Source organism: Iodidimonas gelatinilytica (assembly GCF_008579125.1).
GTDB classification, from domain to species: domain Bacteria; phylum Pseudomonadota; class Alphaproteobacteria; order Sphingomonadales; family Rhodothalassiaceae; genus Iodidimonas; species Iodidimonas muriae.
This window is the reverse complement of sequence record NZ_BKCL01000001.1, coordinates 240,039-262,443: the sequence shown is the minus strand read 5'-3', so window position 1 is coordinate 262,443 and position 22,405 is coordinate 240,039. Positions and strand designations below refer to the sequence as shown.

At 54.3% G+C, this 22,405-nt stretch carries 15 protein-coding genes and 3 pseudogenes; 7 read left to right on the top strand and 11 right to left on the bottom strand.

Going from position 1 to position 22,405, the window contains the following annotated elements:
• Window position 1 precedes the first annotated feature (1 nt).
• Complete coding sequence (locus tag JCM17844_RS01115; RefSeq protein ID WP_210431107.1) at window positions 2-1,405, top strand: alginate export family protein; 1,404 nt, start codon at window positions 2-4, stop codon at window positions 1,403-1,405.
• Between the two features lie 73 nt (window positions 1,406-1,478).
• Here JCM17844_RS01115 and JCM17844_RS17005 read toward each other — a convergent pair.
• Window positions 1,479-2,695, bottom strand: a pseudogene (locus JCM17844_RS17005) (acyl-CoA dehydrogenase).
• 740 nt (window positions 2,696-3,435) lie between these two features.
• On the opposite strand from JCM17844_RS17005, the gene JCM17844_RS14020 reads away from it, so the two are divergent.
• The 4 genes and pseudogenes from JCM17844_RS14020 to JCM17844_RS01095 all read left to right on the top strand — a co-directional run bounded on the left by JCM17844_RS14020 (window position 3,436) and on the right by JCM17844_RS01095 (window position 10,243).
• Window positions 3,436-3,795 carry a hypothetical protein gene (locus JCM17844_RS14020; RefSeq protein WP_210431104.1) on the top strand — a complete coding sequence of 120 codons (360 nt, stop codon included), beginning with the start codon at window positions 3,436-3,438 and terminating at the stop codon, window positions 3,793-3,795.
• A complete protein-coding gene (locus JCM17844_RS01105; RefSeq protein WP_210431103.1) occupies window positions 3,747-6,221 on the top strand; it encodes a TonB-dependent receptor in 2,475 nt (824 codons plus the stop codon). The genes JCM17844_RS14020 and JCM17844_RS01105 overlap by 49 nt, the downstream gene beginning before the upstream one ends.
• Before the next feature lie 203 nt (window positions 6,222-6,424).
• Window positions 6,425-7,945 carry a tryptophan halogenase family protein gene (locus JCM17844_RS01100; RefSeq protein ID WP_149999279.1) on the top strand — a complete coding sequence of 507 codons (1,521 nt, stop codon included), beginning with the start codon at window positions 6,425-6,427 and terminating at the stop codon, window positions 7,943-7,945.
• Window positions 7,946-8,174: 229 nt separating this feature from the next.
• A pseudogene (locus JCM17844_RS01095) lies at window positions 8,175-10,243 on the top strand (glycoside hydrolase family 97 protein).
• Window positions 10,244-10,340: 97 nt separating this feature from the next.
• Here the strand turns inward: JCM17844_RS01095 and folE are convergent.
• Window positions 10,341-10,930, bottom strand: a pseudogene (folE, locus tag JCM17844_RS01090) (GTP cyclohydrolase I FolE).
• 232 nt (window positions 10,931-11,162) lie between these two features.
• Here folE and gspG point away from each other — a divergent pair.
• Entirely contained in the window at window positions 11,163-11,627 is a 465-nt protein-coding gene (gspG, locus tag JCM17844_RS01085) for a type II secretion system major pseudopilin GspG (RefSeq protein ID WP_210431100.1), read from the top strand.
• Window positions 11,624-12,553 (top strand): type II secretion system minor pseudopilin, encoded by a 930-nt coding sequence (locus JCM17844_RS01080; RefSeq protein WP_149999277.1) that lies wholly within the window; start codon window positions 11,624-11,626, stop codon window positions 12,551-12,553. The genes gspG and JCM17844_RS01080 overlap by 4 nt, the downstream gene beginning before the upstream one ends.
• A gap of 38 nt (window positions 12,554-12,591) precedes the next feature.
• On the opposite strand, the gene JCM17844_RS01075 is transcribed toward JCM17844_RS01080, so the two are convergent.
• From JCM17844_RS01075 to gspE, 9 genes are all read right to left on the bottom strand, one after another.
• Window positions 12,592-13,290 carry a prepilin-type N-terminal cleavage/methylation domain-containing protein gene (locus JCM17844_RS01075; protein WP_149999276.1) on the bottom strand — a complete coding sequence of 233 codons (699 nt, stop codon included), beginning with the start codon at window positions 13,288-13,290 and terminating at the stop codon, window positions 12,592-12,594.
• The gene (locus JCM17844_RS01070; RefSeq protein WP_210431099.1) at window positions 13,287-13,727 is read right to left on the bottom strand and encodes a type IV pilus modification PilV family protein; all 441 of its coding nucleotides are present in this window, start codon (window positions 13,725-13,727) and stop codon (window positions 13,287-13,289) included. Before JCM17844_RS01070 ends, JCM17844_RS01075 begins: the two co-directional genes overlap by 4 nt.
• The gene (gene gspD / locus JCM17844_RS01065) at window positions 13,717-15,996 is read right to left on the bottom strand and encodes a type II secretion system secretin GspD (protein ID WP_210431098.1); all 2,280 of its coding nucleotides are present in this window, start codon (window positions 15,994-15,996) and stop codon (window positions 13,717-13,719) included. The genes JCM17844_RS01070 and gspD overlap by 11 nt, the downstream gene beginning before the upstream one ends.
• A 72-nt stretch (window positions 15,997-16,068) precedes the next feature.
• Entirely contained in the window at window positions 16,069-16,722 is a 654-nt protein-coding gene (locus JCM17844_RS01060) for a hypothetical protein (RefSeq protein ID WP_149999273.1), read from the bottom strand.
• Window positions 16,719-17,306, bottom strand: coding sequence for a type II secretion system protein GspM (gene gspM / locus JCM17844_RS01055; protein WP_149999272.1), 588 nt, complete (start codon window positions 17,304-17,306; stop codon window positions 16,719-16,721). The genes JCM17844_RS01060 and gspM overlap by 4 nt, the downstream gene beginning before the upstream one ends.
• Complete coding sequence (locus JCM17844_RS01050) at window positions 17,303-18,358, bottom strand: PilN domain-containing protein (protein ID WP_149999271.1); 1,056 nt, start codon at window positions 18,356-18,358, stop codon at window positions 17,303-17,305. The genes gspM and JCM17844_RS01050 overlap by 4 nt, the downstream gene beginning before the upstream one ends.
• Window positions 18,359-18,564: 206 nt before the next feature.
• Window positions 18,565-19,056: a GspH/FimT family pseudopilin gene (locus JCM17844_RS01045; protein ID WP_210431097.1), complete on the bottom strand. Its 492-nt coding sequence runs from the start codon at window positions 19,054-19,056 to the stop codon at window positions 18,565-18,567.
• Between the two features lie 9 nt (window positions 19,057-19,065).
• Window positions 19,066-20,310, bottom strand: a complete 1,245-nt coding sequence (locus JCM17844_RS01040) for a type II secretion system F family protein (protein WP_149999269.1) — start codon at window positions 20,308-20,310, stop codon at window positions 19,066-19,068.
• A gap of 6 nt (window positions 20,311-20,316) precedes the next feature.
• Window positions 20,317-22,017, bottom strand: coding sequence for a type II secretion system ATPase GspE (gspE, locus tag JCM17844_RS01035; protein ID WP_149999268.1), 1,701 nt, complete (start codon window positions 22,015-22,017; stop codon window positions 20,317-20,319).
• Between the last annotated feature and the right edge of the window lie 388 nt (window positions 22,018-22,405).

Genomic DNA, 22,405 nt, shown 5'->3' with positions numbered 1-22,405 from the left:
CATGGGCGCGCAACAAGCGACAGCCCAGCAAACAGATGCACAAGCTGGCACCGAATGTGCCAGCGAAAAGGCTGTGAACGGGGCATATAAAGGGGTCTTTTACGCCAATGATTTTGGCTATCTGGACGCATCCTGCATTGCTCCGAACGATCCACGCGGGGCGGTGGAAAAGACAACGGATGCGCTGAAGAACATCGATATCGCACCGGCTATTACCCTGTCTTTGGGAGGAGAAATGCGGCTGCGTTATCATAATGAGGATAATTTAGGCTCCAGCCGCCTTGACGGGCGCGACAATGAGTTTGCCCTCACACGCGTCCGCGCTTATGCGGATGTGCAGATCACCGATTATTTCCGGGGATATGTCGAGATGATCGATGCCCGGAAATCCGGCGGCGCCCTGCCTGCGCGCGGTGTGGAAGTTGTGCGGACCGATGTTTTGAATGGCTTTGGCGAATTCCATGCCCCCCTCGCCAAGGGCCGCGCCATGGTGCGTGCCGGCAGGCAAGAGCTTTTATTTGGTGCGCAAAGGCTGATTTCCCCCCTTGACTGGGGCAATACGCGGCGCAGCTTTGACGGCTTTCGCGCCAGCTATAAAACCGACATGTTTGCCATTGATGGATGGTTCGTCAATCCGCGCGTGATTTCCGATAAATCCAGCAGCCGCAATTCAAAAACCGACTTCTCCGGGATCTACGGGCAATATTTTGGCCTGCCCGGCCATGCGGTGGAGGTTTATGCGCTCAATCTTGATGTGGATGACCCCGCCGCCTTGCAATCACAGCTTTGGACCATCGGCGGGCGCGTGGCCGACCAAAAAGGTGTTCTGCGTTGGGAAGTGGAAGCGGCAAAGCAAACCGGCGATAACACAAATGGTGATATTTCCGCATGGATGCTCACCATGACTGCAGGTCTGGATTTTTCCAAATCTCTGCCTTATTTGCCAAAAATATCAGTGGCTTATGATCGGGCCAGTGGCGATGGCGATGAAACAGACGGCAAAACCAGAACCTTCAATCAGCTTTTTCCCCTTGCCCATGCCTATCTGGGCAGCATGGATCTGGTCGCCCGACAAAATATCGAAGCATTTTCCGCAAAGCTCAGCGCCAAACCGCATAAGCGGGTCACAACGGCCCTCGCCTTTCATGACTTCAATCTCGCAAAGGCGACAGACGCTCTTTATAATGCAGGGGGCGCGGCCATTCGCCGTGATGCCACAGGGGCTGCCGGATCCAATGTGGGTCAGGAACTTGATGCCACCATCAGCTATACACCCAGCCGCTGGTATAATCTGCAGCTTGGTTATGGACGCTTTTGGGCCGGTCGATTTGTGAAAGAAACCAACGGGGTTGGCGTTTCAGGAAATGCGGATTTCTTTTACCTGCAATCGACTATCCGTTTTTAAGCGGCGCTGATTAGGCCAACAAAAAAGCAGGGTGTTTTTGCCCTGCTTTTCTTTTGAGCTGGTCCGGCGCCTCTCAGGAAAAGGCCTGTATCCCGGTAATGGCACGGCCCAAAATCAACGCATGAATATCATGAGTGCCTTCATAGGTGTTCACCGTTTCCAGATTTACCATATGACGGATCACATGATATTCGTCTGAAATCCCGTTTCCGCCATGAATGTCGCGGGCCATACGCGCAATATCCAATGCCTTTCCGCAGCTATTGCGCTTTAACAATGAAATGGTTTCCGGAGCCAGTTTTCCTTCGGCCTTCAGCCGCCCGGCCTGAATACAGGCGGCAAGTCCCAAGGTAATTTCCGTCAGCATATCCGCCAGTTTCTTTTGTACCAGTTGCGTGCCAGCCAGAGATTTTCCGAACAATTTGCGCTCCAGCGCATAATCCCGTGCAGCATGAAGGCAGAATTCCGCGGCCCCCAATACACCAAAAGCAATCCCGAAACGGGCATTGTTCAAACAGCCGAACGGCCCTGCAAGCCCGGTTGCATTGGGCAACAGATTGGCTTCGGGAACAAACACATCATCCATTACAATTTCACCTGTGACCGAGGCGCGCAGGCTCATTTTCCCTTCAATTTTCGGCGTTGAAAGCCTTCCATACCGCGTTCCAGAACGAACCCTTTGATCTTCCCTCCATGCGCATCGCTTTTCGCCCACACAACGCACAGATCGGCAATGGGAGAATTGGTGATCCACATTTTCGCACCATTCAGGCGATAGCCGCCGTCCACCGCTTTGGCGCGGGTTTTCATCGAGGCCGGATCAGACCCGGCATCAGGCTCTGTCAGTCCAAAACAGCCCACATAGTCACCCGTGGCAAGTTTGGGCAGCCATTTTTCCCGCTGTTCTTCGGTGCCATAAGCCCAAATGGGATACATCACGAGAGAGGATTGCACGCTCATGGCAGACCGATAGCCTGAATCCACCCGTTCCACTTCCCGGGCAATCAAGCCATAAGCCACCGGCGAGACACCGGCACAGCCATAGCCTTCGATGGTTGAGCCAAGCAAACCGGCCGCGCCCATCTCGTTCATAATCGCGCGATCAAAGCGCTCATGCCGATTGGCATCCAGAATCCGTGGCATCAACGCAGATTGCGCAAATGTCCGCGCCGAAGACTGTACAAGGCGCTCTTCCTCGCTCAGCAGGCCATCAAGCAACAATGGATCTTGCCAATCCATGGAAGGCCAACGGGTCGGGCCAGGAGAAGACAGATGGGCCGTATCGGACATGGGAGAACCTCACTCAAATAGAAAACGGCAATCACCATAAAGCTGGCAACAACCATATGGAACCTTCCACCTCATGAAGACACAAAAAGGTTTAGGCTTAAATAATAATCTTCATACGCCCCCCCACCATAGCGATCATGGAGGCCGCAGAGGCTTATAACGCATCTTTCCCCTTTATACCCGGCCCGGCGCTTTCATGAACAGAGGATATCCTACGCACCTTTCGATGCCCCTCATAAATTGCAAAAAAAATTGCATTTTCCTCCAAAGATATGGATCGCAGCTTTCAGAGGTAAACGAATCAATGGAAATTTCGAGTGAGCCCCTCCTTTCGTTTAACTGATTTTTGCACAGAAACGGCACTGACCTCGACAATTTCGGGGATTTTCCACCACACTCACGCATAATGACCAGCCATTGCAGGTCAATAGCGCCATCCTCATCACATTTATATCCTGTTGAATTCGTGTAGGTTTTCTAAAAATTATTGCAAAAAATGACCCACGCCAGGCTGGCCCGCGCTGCGGGATTTTGCATGCCATTTCATTTTTTTTACAAAAACATTTGCAAAGACTGATGATTTTTGTGCAATCTTTTGATCGTCAGTTTTCAGGCTTGAGCCCCTTGGGTCGGATTTCCACCCTTTGAACTATTCCTGAAGGGGGTTACTCGACATCAGCAACTGGCACGCCGGACATCCAAGAAAAACCTTACCGCCAAAGGTGAGGAAGGGGAGGAAAATGAAAATTTCAAGTCGTACCATGCTGCTACTGGGCACATCGTCCGTATTGGCCATGCTTCACTTCACAGCGCATGCTCAAACGCAAGACACGGAATTGCCTTCAGACCCGGACGATCCTCAGATAGAAGAAATCGTCGTCAAGGGCTTCCGCAGCAGTATCGAAAACTCCATTGCCGCCAAAAAAGGCTCTTCCTCCATCGTTGAAGCGATTTCTGCAGAAGATATCGGCAAACTCCCCGATGTTTCCATCGCCGAATCTCTTGCCCGCCTCCCCGGCCTGACCACCCAACGGTCGATGGACGTGGCCAGGTGCTTTCCATTCGCGGTCTTGGCCCGGATTTCTCCACAGCCTTGCTGAATGGTCGCGAACAAGTGTCCACCGGCGACAATCGCGGTGTCGAATTTGACCAATATCCGTCCGAATTATTGTCCGCAGCCGTGGTCTACAAAACCCCCGATGCCACACTCATCGGGCAGGGTTTGACCGGCACCGTGGACCTTCGCACCATTCGCCCCCTGCAGGTGAAAGAGCGGATTTTATCGGTCAGCGCGCGCTATGAATTCAATGAAGACAGTGCGCTCAATTCAGATCAACCCGGCTCAGGCTATCGTGCCTCCGCGATTTATGCCGATACCTTTCTGGATAAAACGCTGGGCATCGCCCTTGGGATTGCCCATCAATCCACTCCCACCCAAATTGAACGCTTCAATGCTTGGGGCTTCCCCAATATCGAGGGTGATCTGGATGTGAACGGCACCGCACCTTTCGTACTCGGCGGCGCCAAGCCTTTTGCCCAATCAAACGACCTGAACCGTTTCGGGGTGATCGGCACCATTGAATACGAACCATCCGATACCTTCAGCACCAGCTTCGATTTCAACTATTCCCATTTCGATGAAACGCAGTCCCTGCGCGGCATCGAATTACCACTTTACTGGTCTGCGGCGCAATTGCAGCCGGGCTTTACGGAAGTAGATGGCCTGATCACCGAAGGCACCTTTACCGATGTAAAGGGCGTGATGCGCAATGACTTCAATGATCGCAATGCCGACCTGTTCGGGGCTGGCTGGAATACCAAGGTGCATCTATCGGATGTCTGGAGCATTGAAACCGACATCAGCTATTCCCGCGCCGACCGCAAAGACTTCCTTCTGGAAAGCTATACCGGAACCGGCCCTGCTGGCGAGGGGGCTTTGGACACGCTGAATTTTGCGATCCAGGACAATGGCGTGGTCAAATTCGATACCGTGCTGGATTATAGCGATCCCAGCCAATTCCTGATCACCGATCCTCAAGGCTGGGGTGGCGGTGCACAGCCCAATCCACTCACGCAGGCGGGCTTTATCAATGCGCCCGATACCGAAGATGAGCTGACCCATCTGCGCTTTTCCACCGAACGGCTAAGCGCCATTGGCCCCATCGCCGCCATTGAGGTGGGCGTGGATCTGAGCCGCCGCGACAAGGAACGCAATATCACCCAGCAATTCCTTGTTCCGCAAGGCGGGGCCAGCGCCATTCCCGTTCCCACCGAAGCCCTGCTGGACAGCACAGATCTGAGCTTTATCGGCATTGATGGACATCTGAGCCTTGATCCGCTGTTCTTGTTGAACAACGGCTTCCTGGAAACCGTAGGCACCAGCCTGTCTTCCTTCGATGTTCCACAAGATTGGAAAGCCCGGGAAGATGTGTTTGTGGGCTTTGTGAAATTCGATGTGGATACGGAAATTGCCTCGATCCCCGTCACCGGGAATTTCGGAACGCAGGTGGTTTATACCGACCAGACCTCCACCGGATCGCGCATCGAAGCCGCCGATCTTGGCGCGGGCATCAGTGAACCAAGGCTGGTTCCGGTAAAGGAAGGCGATAAATATACCCGCTTCCTGCCCAGCATGAATCTGAGCTTCGATGTGGGACATGATGCGGTTGTGCGCTTCGGGGCCGCCCGCACATTGGCCCGCGCCCGTATGGATCAATTGAACGCCAGCCTTTCGCTCAGCACCAACGACACACGCTTTACCTCCACCGATCCCAATCAATCATTCTTCAGCGCCAGTGGCGGTAATCCGGCCTTGAAACCCTTCATCGCCAATTCGGTGGATCTGTCCTTTGAGAAATATTTCTCTCGCGCCGGTTATGTGGCCATAGCGGCATTTTATAAAGATCTGCAGGATTTCGTGAATCCCAATGATGCCTTCCTGTTCGATTTCGAGGGCTTTGTGGACAGCACGATCCCACCGGAACTGCAAAGCTTTCTCGGGACCACTTTGGGCACCATTTCCGGCCCCACCAACAATGGCAGCGGCAATATCGGCGGGATTGAATTCACCCTGTCTGTGCCTTTGGATCTCATCACCACGGCCTTTGATGGCTTCGGGGTGATCAGTTCCATGTCCTGGACCGACAGCAAGGTAACCTTGGGAGATAATCCCGATCCGATCCCGGTACCGGGGCTTTCAAAATGGGTTGTAAACTCAACGGTTTATTATGAAAAATATGGCGTGAATGCCCGCGTCAGCCACCGCTATCGCTCTAAATTCCTTGGCGAAGTATCGGGTATCAGCGCCACTCGTATTCTGCGGTCGTCCAAATCGGAATCCATTTTCGATGCGCAGATCGGCTACAGCTTTGAAACCGGCGCATTGGAAGGGCTTAACATCACCTTCCAGGCCCGCAATCTGACCGACGAGCCATTCGTGACCTTTGAAGGGGATGATGGCCGCCGAGTGATCGACCAGCAAAGCTTTGGCCGCACCTATCTGATCGGCCTGTCCTATAAATTTTAAGGGCGAAAACACACGAGACCAAAAGACCCCCTGCCGGTTTTCCGGTGGGGGGCCTTCCCTTAAAACATCAGTCACATCTTTTTAATGTCGCGTATGATTTTTAAACAAAGGGCATAAAACAGGGAAACCGCATGCCTTTGAGGCTTGCTGTTCTATGGGTATTATCAAAGCGATCATCATCATTTGGGAAACGAGACAGCCCCATGACCACAGCACAGATATCCGCCGATCCCGTCACGCGCATTGTTATCATTGGCGGCGGAACGGCTGGATGGATGGCGGCCAGTGTGCTGTCCAAGGCTTTGGTGGGCCGTGTTTCCATTCAATTGATTGAATCCGACGCCATCGGCACGGTGGGCGTGGGAGAGGCAACCATTCCCCAGATCCGGCTGATCAACCACTATCTGGGGCTGGATGAAAACGCCTTTCTCAAGCACTGCAAAGGCACCTTCAAATTAGGGGTCCAGTTCAATAATTGGGGCCGGATCGGTGACAGCTATATGCATGCCTTTGGCGATCTTGGCTTGCCGCTTGGACCGCTCAGCTTCCCCCATTATTGGTTGCGCGCCCAACAAGAAGGAGTGGGCGGCGATCTATGGAATTATTCGCTGAATTATCAAACGGCCATGCAGGGCCGGTTTTCCCGTCTTGAAAAGGTCGGCACCAGCCATTTGGGCGGCATCAAATATGCCTTTCATTTCGATGCGGGGCTTTATGCCCGTTATTTACGGGCCGGCTGTGAAAAGCGCGGCGTCAACCGTACGGAAGGGCGCATTGTCAAAACCAATCTGCGCGGAACGGATGGCTTTATCGAAAGCGTGATACTGGAAAGCGGTGCAACCATCGCCGGTGATTTGTTTGTCGATTGCTCGGGATTTCGCGGGCTGTTGATCGAACAGGCACTCAAGACCGGCTATGAAGATTGGAGCCATTGGCTGCCGTGCAATCGTGCCGTCACTGTTGCCAGCGAACCAACCGGACCGGTGCGCCCCTATACCCAGGCAACGGCCCAACAATCGGGCTGGCAATGGCGTATTCCTTTGCAACATCGTGTGGGCAATGGCCATGTTTATAGCGCCGCCCATATCAGCGATGATGAAGCCACTCATCAATTGCTTCAAAATCTGGAAAGCCCTGCCCTCTCTGACCCCAAAGCATTGCGCTTTAAAACCGGAAGAAGGCAACAGGCGTGGAACCGCAATTGCGTGGCTTTGGGCTTGGCCGCGGGCTTTATGGAGCCTTTGGAATCCACCAGCATCCATCTTATTCAATCAGGCATCAGCCGCCTTGTGTCGCTGTTTCCGGACCGGCATTTTGATCCCAGCCTTATCGATCTTTATAACCGGCAAACGCAATTTGAATATGAGCGCGTTCGCGATTTCCTGATCCTGCATTTCAAAGCCACCCAGCGCCGCGACACAGCCTTTTGGCAGGCCTGCGCCCATATGGACATCCCCCACAGTCTGCAAGAAAAAATCGATCTTTTTTCCGCCACGGGGCGGATTGTTCGCGAAGGTGAAGAACTGTTCACGGAAATGGGCTGGATTCAGGTCTTCACCGGCCAGCATATCAAAGCCCGATGCCATCATCCGCTGGCCGATAATATCACACAATCCCAGCTGACCGAATTTCTGGACAATATCGAAAAGCTGATCACCCATACCGTGCCAAGCCTACCCCATCATGCGGATTTCATCACCCACAACTGCCGTGCCGCCGCATAGATCGCAAGGCGCGCGATTTTAACCTTTGTGCCCTGATGCCTTTGTCCGCGCCCCGCCAAATACAAATTAATGCAAAATATCTTTTGTTTATCAAAGTTATGCGCCATTAAATTACGTAAATATCTAAATAGTAACGAAAATATAGAATTTCGGACGGAAAATTTTTGCAGAAATTGCATGAATCTGCTTAACTGACAGCCTCATTTTTTCCATCGCAAAGGGGTTGGCTATGGTTGCGGCACTGCGCTCCCATTTTAACGGCAAAACAAAAATATCTGGAAATTTTGGCAGCTTATCCGGCACCGCTGCCGTGTTTTCCGCCTGTCTGCTCTCTGCCCTTCCCGCTTATGCTGTGGAGATCGCCTCGCCCGATGGACGCATCGTGGTGGATGTAGATACGCGCAATGGCATTCCGGGCTATTCCATTACATTCAATGACAAACCGGTTCTAAATTTCAGCCGTTTGGGGCTTCAGTTCCAAAAAGCCCCGGATTTCGTTGAAGGATTCGATATTGCCTCTGTCGAAACAAAAACCACAGATCTGGTTTGGACCCAGCCATGGGGTGAAGAAAAAGATATCCGCGACCACCACAAGGAAGCGCGGATCGTCTTTCAATCGCAGACCGGGCCGGCCCGCCAGATGACGGTGACCTTTCGGGTCTTCGATGACGGGGTGGGATTTCGCTATGATATCCCCGCACAGGCCGGTGTGGATGCCATTAAAATCACCGATGAACTAACGGAATTCACTTTCCACGACAATCTGAAGGCATGGTGGATCCCTGCCTACAAAGACAACCGCTATGAATATCAATATGCGGCGTCCAGTATCGATTCTTTGGATGTGATCCACACCCCGGCCACCTTTGAAGGCGATAAAATCGCCATAAGCATCCATGAAGCGGCATTGACCGACTATGCAGCATGACATTGCGTCGCCCCATGATGCATGGGCAAACCCTGAAAGCCGATCTCGTTCCCTGGGCCGACGGCATCAAAGTTTACGCCAACGCCTCCTTCAAAACCCCGTGGCGCACCATTCAGATTGCCGACACGGCCTATGAACTCGCCAATTCACGGATGATCCTGAACCTGAATGAACCCAATGCTTTGGGCGATATATCCTGGGTAAAGCCGGGGAAATATGTGGGGATTTGGTGGTGCGCGCATATCCGCACCTGCACATGGGAAACCGGCGAAAAACATGGGGCCACCACCGAAAATACCATGCGTTATATGGATTTCGCCGCCAAATATGGCTTTGATGGTGTGCTGGTGGAAGGCTGGAATATCGGATGGGATGGCAATTGGTACGAAAATGGCGATCTGTTTCGCTTCACCGAACCAACGCCGGATTTCGATATTGAAAAAATCGCTGCCCATGGCCGCAAAGTAGGCGTTCCGCTGATCGGGCACCATGAAACCAGCGCCAATATCGTCAATTACGAAAACCAGTTGGACGCAGCCTTTGCATTCAGTGAAAAGCACGGCATGCGCGCCGTAAAAACGGGCTATGTGGGAAGCCGGCTCAATGACACGGAATGGCATCACGGCCAATATATGGTGCAGCACTTCCAGAATGTGGTGGAAACAGCCGCCCGCCATCATATCGCCATCGATGCCCATGAACCCATCAAAGACACCGGCCTGCGCCGTACCTATCCCAATATGATGACCCGTGAAGGGGCACGGGGCGGCGAATATGATGCCTGGAGCCATGCAGCGCAGGGCAATCACCCCGATCACGCAACGATTTTGCCCTATACCCGCATGCTTTCCGGGCCAATGGATTACACGGCGGGCATTGTTGATCTGCGCTTTGGCGAACAAGAAGAAAACGGCGTATCGTCAACAGTGGCCAAGCAATTGGCGTTGATGGTGGTCATCTACAGCCCGCTGCAAATGGCTGCCGACCTGCCTGAAAATTATGAAGGCCATCCCGGTTTTCAATTTATCCGCGACGTTCCCGCCGATTGGGAGGAAAGCATCGCCCTCGATGGCCGCATCGGCGATTATTTCGTGATGGCGCGCAAAGACCGGAACAGCCCGGATTGGTATCTGGGGGCGGTTAGCGACGAACAGGCCCGCACCATCACTGTTCCCTTGGACTTTCTGGATAATGCCACCACCTATCGCGCCGAAATCTATGCGGATGGCGAAGGAGCACATTGGCTCGACAATCCGCAACCGCTTGCTGTTAAAACAAAAACCGTTACGGCTGAAGATAGCTTGAACCTGGAATTGGCACAGGGCGGCGGACAGGCCATTCGCTTCACGCCCTTGGCGGCCCGCCGATAAGCAAGCGCGCGTAATTTCCCCTCCACTGGCTCCGTACAAAAGTCGTACGGGGCCTTTTTTATAAAGGGATAGCCTATAGCCGGACCGGATCTGCCCCTTAGAAACCCATCAAGGACAGCACTTCACGCCGCGCCTTATCATCCTCTCGGAACACGCCGGTCATCCGGCTGGTTGTCATCACCACATCCGGCGTTTCAACGCCGCGACAGGTCATGCAGCCATGCGTTGCTTCGATCACCACCGCAACACCTTGCGGCTCTAGAACTCCAGAAATACAGTCGCCAATCTGCGCTGTCAGCCGCTCTTGCACCTGCATACGCCGCGCATAAGCATGAACGACCCGCGCCAATTTTGAAATACCGACACCTTGGTGTTTGGCAAATAAGCCACATGCGCTTTTCCTATGATGGGGGCCAAATGATGCTCGCAGTGCGATACAAAAGGAATATCGCGCAACAACACCACTTCATCATAGCCCGAAACTTCTTCGAAGGTGCGCGCCAGATAGACCACGGGATCTTCCTGATAGCCCCGGAAATATTCCAGAAAGGCTTTTGCCACCCGCTTCGGGGTATCGCGCAACCCTTCCCGATCAGGGTCTTCCCCGGCCCAACGGATCAACTCGCGGACAGCATCCTGAGCGCGTGCTTCAGCGTCATCTCCGCGCTGGTGAAGAGGGTCTTTCATAATCGCAATCCCGAAATTCAGAGTATAATCTGATGGCTTGTTTCTGATAGGATCACCCAAGATCACCACCCGATTGCCATACCAATTCAGCTGCATATAGCATGGGAATGCTCAAGGACATAATTTTTGGCAGACTGTGACCTATGGTTTGATTTTGTAAATGTTTTTCCCTTATTATTTGCAACACATTTCCACCCAAAAACGGACCTTAACCATATACGGGATGTTATCGATGCACCTTTTCAAACATAGTCGAAACAAGCAAAGCCGGCAGAAAGAAACCAGCGCCGGCTTCACCCTTATGGAACTTTTGGTGGTTTTGGCCATTCTCGGGCTTTTGGCCTCTTTTGCGGTGCCCCGCGTTTTGAAATATTTTTCCAGTGCCAAAACCGATACAGCCGCCATCCAGATCAATAATTTATCTGCCGCTTTGGATCTATATCGCCTTGAAACGGGCCGCTATCCCACAACATCCGAGGGCTTGAGAGCATTGATCGACGAGCCCGATGGCGCACGGGGCTGGGATGGCCCTTATATCGACAAGCGCGAAGGGATCATTGATCCCTGGGGGCGGCCTTATCATTATCGCTATCCCGGCGAAATGGGCACGGATGTGGATATCTTCACATTGGGGGCCGATGATGCACCGGGCGGCGAGAATGAAAATCAGGATGTCACAAACTGGAGCACCGAGTGACAACCCGAAAACCGAACCACATGACAGCATCAAAGCAGCGCCGCCGCGCATCACAAAGCGGCATAGCGCTTATTCTGGTACTTTGGGTGCTGACACTTTTGTCTTTGATCGTCGGCAGCTTCCTGTTCATGACACGGGGAGAAACCCGCACGGTTATCGCCCGTCAGGATGCGGCCAAGGCGCAGGCTTTGGCGGATGGCGGGGTTTATTGGGCCATCGCCCAGCTTTTAACGCCGGTTTTCAATGAAGATGGCGTAGCCTTTGCCCTTCCGGTAGATGGCCGCCGCGTTTCCCGCACACTGGCATCTGGCCAGATGGTTTTAACTATTCAAGATGTGGGCGGATTGATCGACGTGAATGCCGCCGATGACATTCTCTTACGCAGCCTCTTCCTGTCTTTGGGGCGCGATCCCGAAGAGGCCGCACAGCTTGCCGATCGGCTGATCGATTTTCGGGATCTTGATGACCGGCCACAACCCAGAGGCGCGGAACGTGCCGATTACAGGGCCTTGGGGCTGCCCTATGGCCCACGCAATGCCCCCCTGCTTTTGGCCAGTGAAATAAGCCAAATACCCGGATTCGATCGGGATTTTGTAACACGCGCCACGAATTATCTTACCGCTTATTCCGGTTCGCGCGCGGTCGATCCCACTGTTGCCCCTGTGGAAATTTTGAACAGTATCCCCGGCCTTTCCAAAGTGGATGCCGAACAATTCATCGCCTCCCGCAGAGGCTCAAGCCGTTCGCTCCCACATGAAGCAACCAATCCTTATCTCACCGGCTCCCCCAGCAGCACATTTCGCATCACAGTGAATGCCAGCACCGCCCGCGGATCATGGTTTCAGCGCATTGCGGTGGTACAAATCTCCGGCGGGGCCGATCGCTTTCAAATCCGCCACTGGGAACAGGGCCGGATCACCGAATAGGCTGCCCCGCATCAAGCCATATCGTGAAAAATGGTTTTTCAGGACGCGGGAGGCAAGCGGCGGCGATCAACAAAAACCGGACGTATCTCCAGAGCCGGGTCCACCGCTTCACCGTGCTCATCTTCAAATGTCACCGCGATCAAGAGGGGCAATGTCTTGCGGTCAACCCAGTGTGTTGTCCATTGCGGTTGGGCACCGGCAAGCGGTTCATCCTCTTGATAGCCATAATAGGCAAACTGAACCACCATCCGATCGTCCAGCAATTGGCGCGGGCGGTCTTCTTCATGAAACACATCCACAATTTCACGGGGACGTACCAGCCACCAATCAAGTTGCAGGCCGCCCTTTTGCCCTGCGGGGCCAAGCTGGAACAAATACAAGCCCCCCACCCCGATGCCCGACGGCATGGGGGAGACAAAGCGCATTTCTTTGTCCGTGCCGCGAAACGCCACGTCCAGCGTTTCACCATCAAGAGAGATCACCATCGGGCGAATTTGTTCCAGCCGCCCGCGGAGAAAAGCGCGGATGGCGTCCTCATCGGTCTGCTCGGTGATCCGGATATCACCCGCCTGCCACGCTTTTCCGGTAAAGCGCAGGGCCGAAAACAGCGCAGCGGATAAAATCCCGATGATGGTCAGCGCAATGATCAGTTCCATCAGCGTAAAGCCCTGCTGGCCTTTTCGCTGGGGGAAATTCTTGCGCTCCCGCCTCATGGCATTTTGCTGTGCCTTGATCATTGCGAAACCTCGCCCAAGCGAAAACTGATCAGGGAAAATTCCGTCTCATCCGCACCAAAAACCTCTATGGTAATCTTTAAAAGCTGTAATTGTCCTCCGGCAATATCGCCGGTTTCCAATGAATCCGTATCCTGCGAAAGCTCGATCCTCCAGCGGTGATCCGGCTCTTCCCCTTGATAAACACCGGGCGCAAGCGGGATGGTCACCCCCACTGCTTGCAGGTGATTTTGCGCATGATCCACAAGCATTTGCTGCTGGCTGGCGGCATCGATACTCCGCAATCCGCGCCCCATCCCCTGCATCAACGCCACAAGCATGATGGTGGCAATGGTAAATGCCACCAGCACTTCGATCAGGGTAAACCCTGCCTCAGCGGAGCGGGCAGGCTTATGAAAGCCTTTCCCGTTCCGGCTTATTGACCGCCGTTCAGGGCGCATTGCTCCCATCCTTTTGGGACGGCGCGACTTGATCGTCGGTCACGCCGAAGCGTTCTTGCAAACGCTTGAACCCTTTCATCCGGCGGCGCAGCTCTTGCGTAACTTCCCGCGCTTCGCTGCTATCGCGTACCACTTGCGGGGTCAGCAACACCAAAAGTTCCGTCCGTTCATTTGTGGTGGATTTGCTTTTGAACAAATTCCCAAGCCACGGAATATTCATCAAAATCGGCACGCCGGTATTTACGTCCGAAGCGCGATCACGGATCAACCCGCCAAGGGCAATGGTTTCCCCCGTTTGCACCGCCACCGAAGAATTGATGGCCCGCTGCTGAATCGTTGGCGCATCGATCCCCGATGATGTGGTCGGCACCACATCGGATACCTCTTGCGATACTTCCAGCACCACAAGGCCGCTGGCATTCACATGGGGAGTCACTTCCAGAATAACCCCCGTATCCTGAAACTGGATGGAATTGACAATCGGTGCATCGGGATCTTGGGTGGAGACAGATTGCTGCACCGGAACCGGCACCTGATCCCCCACTTGCAAACGCGCCGTTTTGTTATCCAGAACCATCAATTGCGGCGAAGACACCACGGTCACATCGGTGATAGCGCTCAGTGCATTCAGCGCCACACGGGCATCCCCGCTTTCAAAGAAATAGGAAAATCCGGGGAAGGAAGGGGCCACCGCCCCGGTGTTTACATCGGAGAAGCTGATGTCTTGCCGGTTGCCGCCGCCCGCTTCAAAAAACCACCGCAGGCCATGATTGAGCTCGTCATCCAGAGTGACTTCGGCGATGGTGGCCTCGATCAACACCTGCAAAGGGGTGATATCCAGCCGCTTCAATGTCTGCTCGATCATGCGATATTCTTGCGCCGTGGCCAGAACAAGCATGGCATCATTGCGCTCATCGGCGATCAAACGCGGGCCATTGCCCCCTTCCTGCCCGAAAGCGGCCGATTGGCCGGTGCGATCATTGGACCGGCGGTTGTTTGATGAAGCATTGCGATTGCTGGTCGCTAAACCGCCAAGGCCCCCGGCGGACCCCGTGTCACGGCTGCCAAGCCCCCCGCCATCAGAACCATCCGACCCCGAAAAACCGGAAAAAGATCCGCTGTCCCGCCCCGGTGCAAGACCGGTAGAACTGGAATTGCTATCGCCGACGGTGCGGACATCGAACAATTCCCCCAGCACCTCGCCCACTTCCGATGCCCGTGCGTTTTTCAGATGATAGACATAAAGCTGGCGTTGCCCGTCGCTTCCGCCGCCACGGTCCAACCGTTCCGTCCATTGCCGGGCGTTTTCCAGATAAACCGGCTGTTCACTGATCGCCAAAAGCGCATTCATCCGCTGGATAGGCAAAAACCTGATCACGCCATGTGTCGGGCCGGGCGTTTCGCCATCCTGGGCAAAAATCGCTTCCATTTCCACCAGCACATCCCCCACATCCGCGTGGGACAAAGGCAAAAGTGCAAAGGACATGCCGGCCATCCAATCCACATCGAACAGCTCGACCATCGAAACGATATCCGCCGCTTCCCCGCCGGGGCCACGGAACAGCAACAAATTGCGCTCCGTATCCGCTTGCAGGCCCCGCCCCGGTGTCAAGAACGGTTCCAGGGTGACCTGCATTTCATCGGCCGAGGCGAATTGAATGGGGATGACATGGATGCCAAAGCCATCCTGACGGGCCTTTTGCCCCGAAAGCAAAGGCGCCATGCCTGTGGTCGCCTGCAAAGGCAGCACATGATACACGCCATCACGCACCACAAGAGCCGCGCCATTGATGGCCAGAACATCTTCCAAAGCCGCGATCACTTTATCTTCCGGCAAAGCCCGTGCACTGCGCGCTGTGATCGTGCCTGTAACCGCATTATCCACAAGATAGGGCAAGCCAAGGGCATCCCCCAAAACCGCATCCACCACCGACCGGATATCGGCATTGGAGAAATTCAGCGTATAAGCGCCGTCCCGTTCATCCACGCTGCCCTGCCCCGTTTTGGTAACGGCGGTAAAGCGGCTATGGCCCTTATAGATTTCGGCTGTTTTAGGCGGCAAAGCCCGTTCATCTTGCTGATCGTTGATCCCGGCAATCTCTGCCGTGGACATATCCGTTCCCCGATCCGTACGGTTTTGCGCAGGCCCGAACAGGCCCGGCGGCGGAGCCGCGGTTTCATCGGAATGGGAACCGCGCACCAAATCTTGCGAACAGGCCGCCGCCAGAAAAGCAAGGCTCAAAGGTGCAACACCCCGCCCCCCAAACATCCGGACAGACCCTAAAAAACTGGCTCTCTTGCTCTTCTTGCTGTTCATATTCTGCCATTCATACATATCTGTTCAGGTTCTTGATCCCCGACGGCTCAGCCGGTCATTGTCGATACTTTGTCGTGAAGCCGGGACAGGATTGCCATTGGCATCCCCGTGCCGTGGGGCAATAACGGCGCGGGGTTTCACCAGATGTGCCGGCATACCCAGATGATGGGAATCTGTGATCATACCGGCGGCATCGGGGGCAAATTTCAGTTTCAATGTCATGCGATCCCCTCCTTTCGAGAGGGTCGCTTCAAAAGAGGACAAAGAAACCAGTTCCCATCCGCGATAGGATTTTCCGAGACGAAGACTCACCATGCGTGTCGTGGCATTGTCGCGCAGAATAGCCGCTTCACGCCCCTTCGCCATCACTACGCCAGTCAGGGACAATTCAGCGGACTCAGCCTCGTCTGAAGACCGGCTGGATGCCCGCATCGGCGGTGGCGTGCGCGTTGTGGAAAACATATTCTGTTCAACGATGGGCGCGGCATCAACCACCACAGCGAATGATGCACCGCCGCCCATAATATCGCGGGTTTCCGGCATATCGTTCTTATCCACGGCAACATGGTCACTGTCACCGCCGGAAGACGGGCTGCGCAAGGCCAGGAGCAGCAAAATCAGCGCCAGAACAGCTAAGGAAAGGGCCGGTACCATGCGGGGCCAAAGACGCCGGATCATGCATCTTCTCCCAAACGATAAGCAGATACCGTCAGGTCAACGAGAAAATCCTGTGCAACCGCCATCTTGTCTGCCCCCACCTCGGTCCGTTCCAGACGCGTACGCAATTTCACCGCATCAACGAAAACCGCCGGTTGGCCTGTTTCCAGCTGTTGTAAAAGCTGCGCCAATCCGCGGATATTGGTCAGAAACTGCACCCGTAAACGTACCCGGGAAAGGCCCTCCGCCATATCCACCGGCAGGCTTTGGACAGACCGCACATCGCCCTCATTTGAAGAGATCGCCTCGCCCAAATAGGTTTGTAACCGTGCGGCGGCCAAAGCATCCGACAAGCCTTTCAGAAAAATGCCGCTTTGTGCCTGATGTGCGCGCACCTGCCGGGTCAGGTCTTCAACGCTACGCGCCGATTGGGCAACGGCGCGATAACCGCGCAACAGGCGCTTGTCTTGATCATAGGCCTCTATTTGTGCGCGATAGCCGCTGAAAATGGGTGCCACCAAGGCTTCATAGACAAACAGAAGGGCCGCCAGCAAAAGCAAGACCGCCAGCCCTTTATGCAAAAGGGTTTTTGAAGAGCCCATCATCGCACCGCCCCCTGTGGTTCGGGGTTGGATTGGGTCTTGGACACCTCTCCGGCCCCATCCATTTGGGATGAAGCGACCCCCGCCCCGGTTTCCATCGGTTCAATGACCGCAGCCAAGCTGAACCGTTCGCGCCCGACCCGCTGATCCGGCGTCACCGGAGAAATAAATCGGGCCTGAAAAAAGCGGGGAGAATCTTCAATAGCCGTCAGAACGACAGAAGCGGTTTGCGCATATCCTGTCACCGTGACCTCGCGCCCTTCATAGCTGAATTCGATCAAGAACGCGTCTTCGGGCAAGGCCTTGGTCATATCCGCCAATATCCCGACCACCATCGGTTCGGAACGCCGCCTTTCCAGCAATTGCGTTTGCCGCGCCTCTATATCTTGCAATTCGCGGCGCAATTCGTCCACCGCCAAAGCCTCTGCCCGCGCCCGACGCACATCGCCGGCAATGTCTTCACGGGCGGCTGTAACGCGGTTCATCGGGAACCACGCCGCCAATAACGCAAGCCCGACCACCGCCAAGGCCAAAAAGCCCGTTGCACGGCGCCATGGCGCAAATGGATTGGGCTGCTCCGATTGCGGCAATATATTGCTCTGCCCCGATGGGGAAAGCACTTGGTCCGGTCCATATCCCACCTCTTTCAAGGAAGCCAGCAACGGTTCAAGATCCGTACGCCGGACAAGATCCAGTTCAACCTCTATATGGCCGCCGCGATAATCGACATTGCGCTCCATCACCCCGAAATAAACCTGATCCGGTGTAAAGGGGGTTTGGCGATCCAGATCATATTCCACCGCTTCACGCAGGCTTTCCCGCGCGGCAATGGGCAAACGGAGCCTGCGGGTCAACACCCAGTGCTCTGGAATTTTCAAAATCACATCATCAACATGGGGTGGATCTTGCGCCAGTGCAGAATGCAGCACATCGCCAAGAGCCGTTGGCGTAAGGGCATCAAAGGGCATTTGGGTCAGCAACCGTCGATCGCCGCCATCCACCAGAACCACGCTGAGCAGATTGCCCTCGATTTCCAGAAGCAGCTCCGCCGCCAACGCTTCAGCATGGCAAGCACAGACTGCGGTACCAAGTCCGCCAGCTCGCCAAGCCACCAGTGCCAGAAGCGACGAACCATCGGTCCGCCTTGACTCAATTCAATGCGCATCAAGTCCTATCCCGTTTACGCAACAATCGACTCGATGGATACACTCTTTTCGAGTAATTGAAAATAAGAATACATCTTTTTGTATTTAAATTCCGTTTACACACGATCCGCATCCTCTTGGACGCGCACGCGCCCGGTTAGCCAGTCGATTTCAATGACCGCAGATCGTGGCGTAGTGCCCTGCCCCGTCTGGATTAAAACGCGTCCGCCCGGCGATGTGCCATCAGGATAAAATACATAGCGCACCTGCCTTTTATCCCGGTCAATGTCTGCCACATCCACCAGATTTTCAAAGCGCAGACCTTGCGGCAATGCTTGGGGTTCACCATTGGGAAAATGATACAGGGAATCGTCAAGGTCGAGCACCAGCACTTGCGTGGCTCCACGTGCGATGGCCGCCGCCCGTGTCTGGCGCATGGCGGCGGCCAGATTGTGCACCGCATGCCGAAATTCCAAACCCGGCAATGCATGGTGAAAGCGCGGTGTGGCAACGGCAATCACAAGCCCCATCACCGCCATCACCACCAACAGCTCGATCATGGTGAAGCCATTGGGCCGTCTTTGAACGGGATATGGGCGCTTGTGCATCATCCCCCCTTAAAATGGCAAATCATAAGAGGTCAGAATAGCGGACAAGATCGATCCGATGATCCCCGCCACCACAAAGCCCAGAAACAATGTCACAAGCGGCACTAGCATAGAAACCAGCTTGCGTGTTTCCCGGCTGATTTCGCCCTCATAAATGCGGGCAATGGTCAGCAACATCGCGTCCAGCTTGCCGCTGGTTTCGCCAACTCTCAAAAGCCGCAACGCCAAAGGAGGAAGGATGCCACTTTCTTCCAGCGGACCGGTCAATCCCTCGCCCCGGCGCAATCGAGGCAACGCCTGCTCCACTGCCCTGGCCAATTTTGAATTAGACACCGTGCGTCCGCTCATTTGCAAAGCGGGAACCACTTCAACCCCATTGGTCAGCAAAGCCCCCAAGGTGCCGCAAAAACGGGCCGCTTCGATCTTGCGTAGCAAAGGCCCCACAACGGGAATATCCAGCATCCAGCCATGCACTTTATCGCGCACCGCCTGATTTTGAGACACAAGGCGTAAAAAGATGAAAAGGCCAAAAGCCAAAAGCGGCAAAGCCCACCAGAATTCGCGCAATGCCCGGGAAGCGCCCATAACAAACCGCGCCGATGCGGGAAGTGCCGCCCCGGCCCCTGCAAATAAAGGCTCGAATTCAGGGATCACCCCCAAAAGCAACACCAGAACAGCCCCGCCCGAAGCCACCAAAATCAAAATGGGATAATTGAGGGCCGATTTAATATCCTGTTTCAAAGCGCGGGCGCGTTCCAGATTATCCGCAAGGCTCATCAACACCTGATCCAATGTGCCGCCCGCCTCTCCAGCCCGCACTAGACCGATATAATGCCCCGGAAACAGATCGGGCTCGGCCCCCAGAGCATCGGCAAATGTGGACCCTGCGCGAATTTTCTCCAACAATCCTGCAGCGGCTTTTGCGCCAGCGGATTGGCCATTTTGCTGCTGGGCCAGCATGGACAGCGCCTGTTCCAAAGGCAGCCCCGCATCCACAAGGGTTGCCATTTCGCGCGTGAACAAGGCCAGCCCCTCATCCCCCAAATGGCGTTCTTTATTTAGTGTCAGGGAAAAACCCAGGCCGCCAAGGCCACCTGCGGCGCGCCCGCCAGTGCTCCCCCGCTCTTTGATATAGATGGGCTGCAACCCCTGACGGCGTAAATCATCCAGCAGATTGGCACGGTCAGGGCAAACCTGTTGGCCATCCACCAGTTTGCCTGCACCATCCACCGCGCGATAGCTGAAAACAGCCATGGTGCCTTAGCCCTCCTGTGCTGTTCTGAGAACTTCTTCCACAGACGTTTCCCCCAAAAGAGCCTTGCGCAAGCCATCTTCATAAAGCGTGCGCATTCCTGCCGCCACGGCTGCCCGATGAACCGCCCGTTCGTCTCCATCTTTCAATATGATTCGCCGCAAGTCATCGGTCATGACCAATGTTTCCAAAATACTGGTGCGGCCACGATATCCGCTTTGGCCACACTGTTCGCATCCCTTCGGGTGATAAAGCGTATCCCCCACGCCGCCGCCCAAGCGATCCAGCCCCAGTTTTAAACTGGTTTCTTCATCCACGGAATAAGGCGTTTTGCAGGCATCGCACAATCGACGGACCAGTCTTTGCGCGGCCACGCCGTTCAGGGTTGCTGTCACCAGATAGCTTTCCACCCCCATATCCAAAAGCCGCGTAACAGAGGCCGCAGCGCTGTTGGTGTGCAAAGTGGACAAAACCAGATGCCCGGTCAGCGCCGCTTGCGAGGCAATCTGTGCGGTTTCCAGATCACGGATTTCACCGATCAGAACAATATCGGGATCTTGTCGCAGGATCGCGCGCAAAGCGCTGGCAAAGGTCAGCCCGATCGTTGGCTTCACCTGAATCTGGTTTACCCCGTCCAGTTGATACTCCACCGGATCTTCCACGGTGACAATTTTACGCTCGGCATCATTAAGAGACGACAGGGCAGCATAAAGCGTGGTGGTTTTCCCCGATCCTGTCGGCCCGGTGACAAGGAAAATGCCATTGGGACGCGTCAAGCCTTCTTTCAGCCGTTGCAGATTGTCTCCTTCAATCCCCAAAGATGCAAAATCGAGACTGACGGAATCCCGGTTCAAAACACGCAGCACCACCCCTTCCCCGAACAAAGACGGCAAGGTGGACACACGCAAATCAATCGCAGAGCCGCGCACCGCCAGCTTGATGCGGCCATCCTGCGGCAAACGCCTCTCGGCAATATTGAGTTTCGCCATGATCTTGAGGCGCGAGACGATCGCCGCTTTCAGCCGTGCCGGCGGCGCCTCTCCATCTTGCAAAACCCCATCCACGCGATAGCGCAAGCGCAGCCGGGTTTCATATGGTTCCAGATGAATATCCGAGGCCCGCAGGTCGATGGCATCGCCAATCATCCGGTTTACAAGGCGGACCACCGGGGCCTCACTTGCCTGATCGCGCAAGCGCTCGATATCCGTCTCAAGGCCATCATCAAACCCGTCCAATCCATCATCGGCATTGGACGCTGTTTCTCGTTGAGGACCATAGAGCCGCTCAATGGCCTGTTCAATTTCACTGGGAAGCCCGACCATGACCCGAACAGACCGGCCGGTCAGAAGCGCCATAGAGTCAATGGCAAAGCGATCCCCCGGATCGGCCATGGCCAAAACCAGTTCCTCGTCGGACAAAGCCAAAGGGACGAGTCGCGCATGGCGCAAGAATCGAATCTTGAAATCAGCGCCATCAACAGGATCAATCGGATAATCCGCCGACTCGACAAGATTCAATCCGTAACACTGTGCCAATGTATCGGCCAAATCGCGCTCCGACATCAAGCCCAGCTTCAGCAGCAAAACGCTCAATGATTCACCGGTGCTTTCGCTAACGCGTTGCGCGCGCTCCAACATAGCCGGCTGCAAACGCCCGTTATCCGCCAGATAAGTGGCGAATTGATCGGACATGGAATTCTTCGTCGCCATCGCCGGACCTTTCCTCATGGGCGTGCGCCAGAATACACCCTTTACGATTACGATTTGGTTAATTTTCTCTTAAGAAAAAGGGATGGGATAAATTTAATATGGAATATTTACAATTTCACATATTTTCATAATACTACTATTAATATACAAAACGAAATGACATCGTAAAACCACAAACACCAAAATTCACATTTTTGTCAACAACACAGGAAAAAAAAGATTATTTAACATACTGATATATCATGTTTTTGTATTTCATATTTTACATTTTGTAAAAATTTTTCTTGTTCATAAATTTGAAACTTGCAGGGATGCAGAATTATGAAGAAATATGTTGAAACCAAGATGAGCACTTTATAGTTGCACAACGAGGTTTAGTTTTGATAAT

Bases quoted from the DNA above. Each gene is read 5' to 3' on its own strand.
- gspE (WP_149999268.1), bottom strand. From the start codon at position 22,017: ATGGCGACGAAGAATTCCATGTCCGATCAATTCGCCACTTATCTGGCG.
- JCM17844_RS01040 (WP_149999269.1), bottom strand. From the start codon at position 20,310: ATGGCTGTTTTCAGCTATCGCGCGGTGGATGGTGCAGGCAAACTGGTG.
- JCM17844_RS01060 (WP_149999273.1), bottom strand. From the start codon at position 16,722: ATGATCCGGCGTCTTTGGCCCCGCATGGTACCGGCCCTTTCCTTAGCT.
- JCM17844_RS01045 (WP_210431097.1), bottom strand. From the start codon at position 19,056: ATGCACAAGCGCCCATATCCCGTTCAAAGACGGCCCAATGGCTTCACC.
- JCM17844_RS01075 (WP_149999276.1), bottom strand. From the start codon at position 13,290: ATGATCAAGGCACAGCAAAATGCCATGAGGCGGGAGCGCAAGAATTTC.
- JCM17844_RS01070 (WP_210431099.1), bottom strand. From the start codon at position 13,727: ATGCGCCCTGAACGGCGGTCAATAAGCCGGAACGGGAAAGGCTTTCAT.
- gspM (WP_149999272.1), bottom strand. From the start codon at position 17,306: ATGATGGGCTCTTCAAAAACCCTTTTGCATAAAGGGCTGGCGGTCTTG.
- JCM17844_RS14020 (WP_210431104.1), top strand. From the start codon at position 3,436: ATGAAAATTTCAAGTCGTACCATGCTGCTACTGGGCACATCGTCCGTA.
- JCM17844_RS01115 (WP_210431107.1), top strand. From the start codon at position 2: ATGGGCGCGCAACAAGCGACAGCCCAGCAAACAGATGCACAAGCTGGC.
- gspD (WP_210431098.1), bottom strand. From the start codon at position 15,996: ATGTTTGGGGGGCGGGGTGTTGCACCTTTGAGCCTTGCTTTTCTGGCG.
- gspG (WP_210431100.1), top strand. From the start codon at position 11,163: ATGCACCTTTTCAAACATAGTCGAAACAAGCAAAGCCGGCAGAAAGAA.
- JCM17844_RS01100 (WP_149999279.1), top strand. From the start codon at position 6,425: ATGACCACAGCACAGATATCCGCCGATCCCGTCACGCGCATTGTTATC.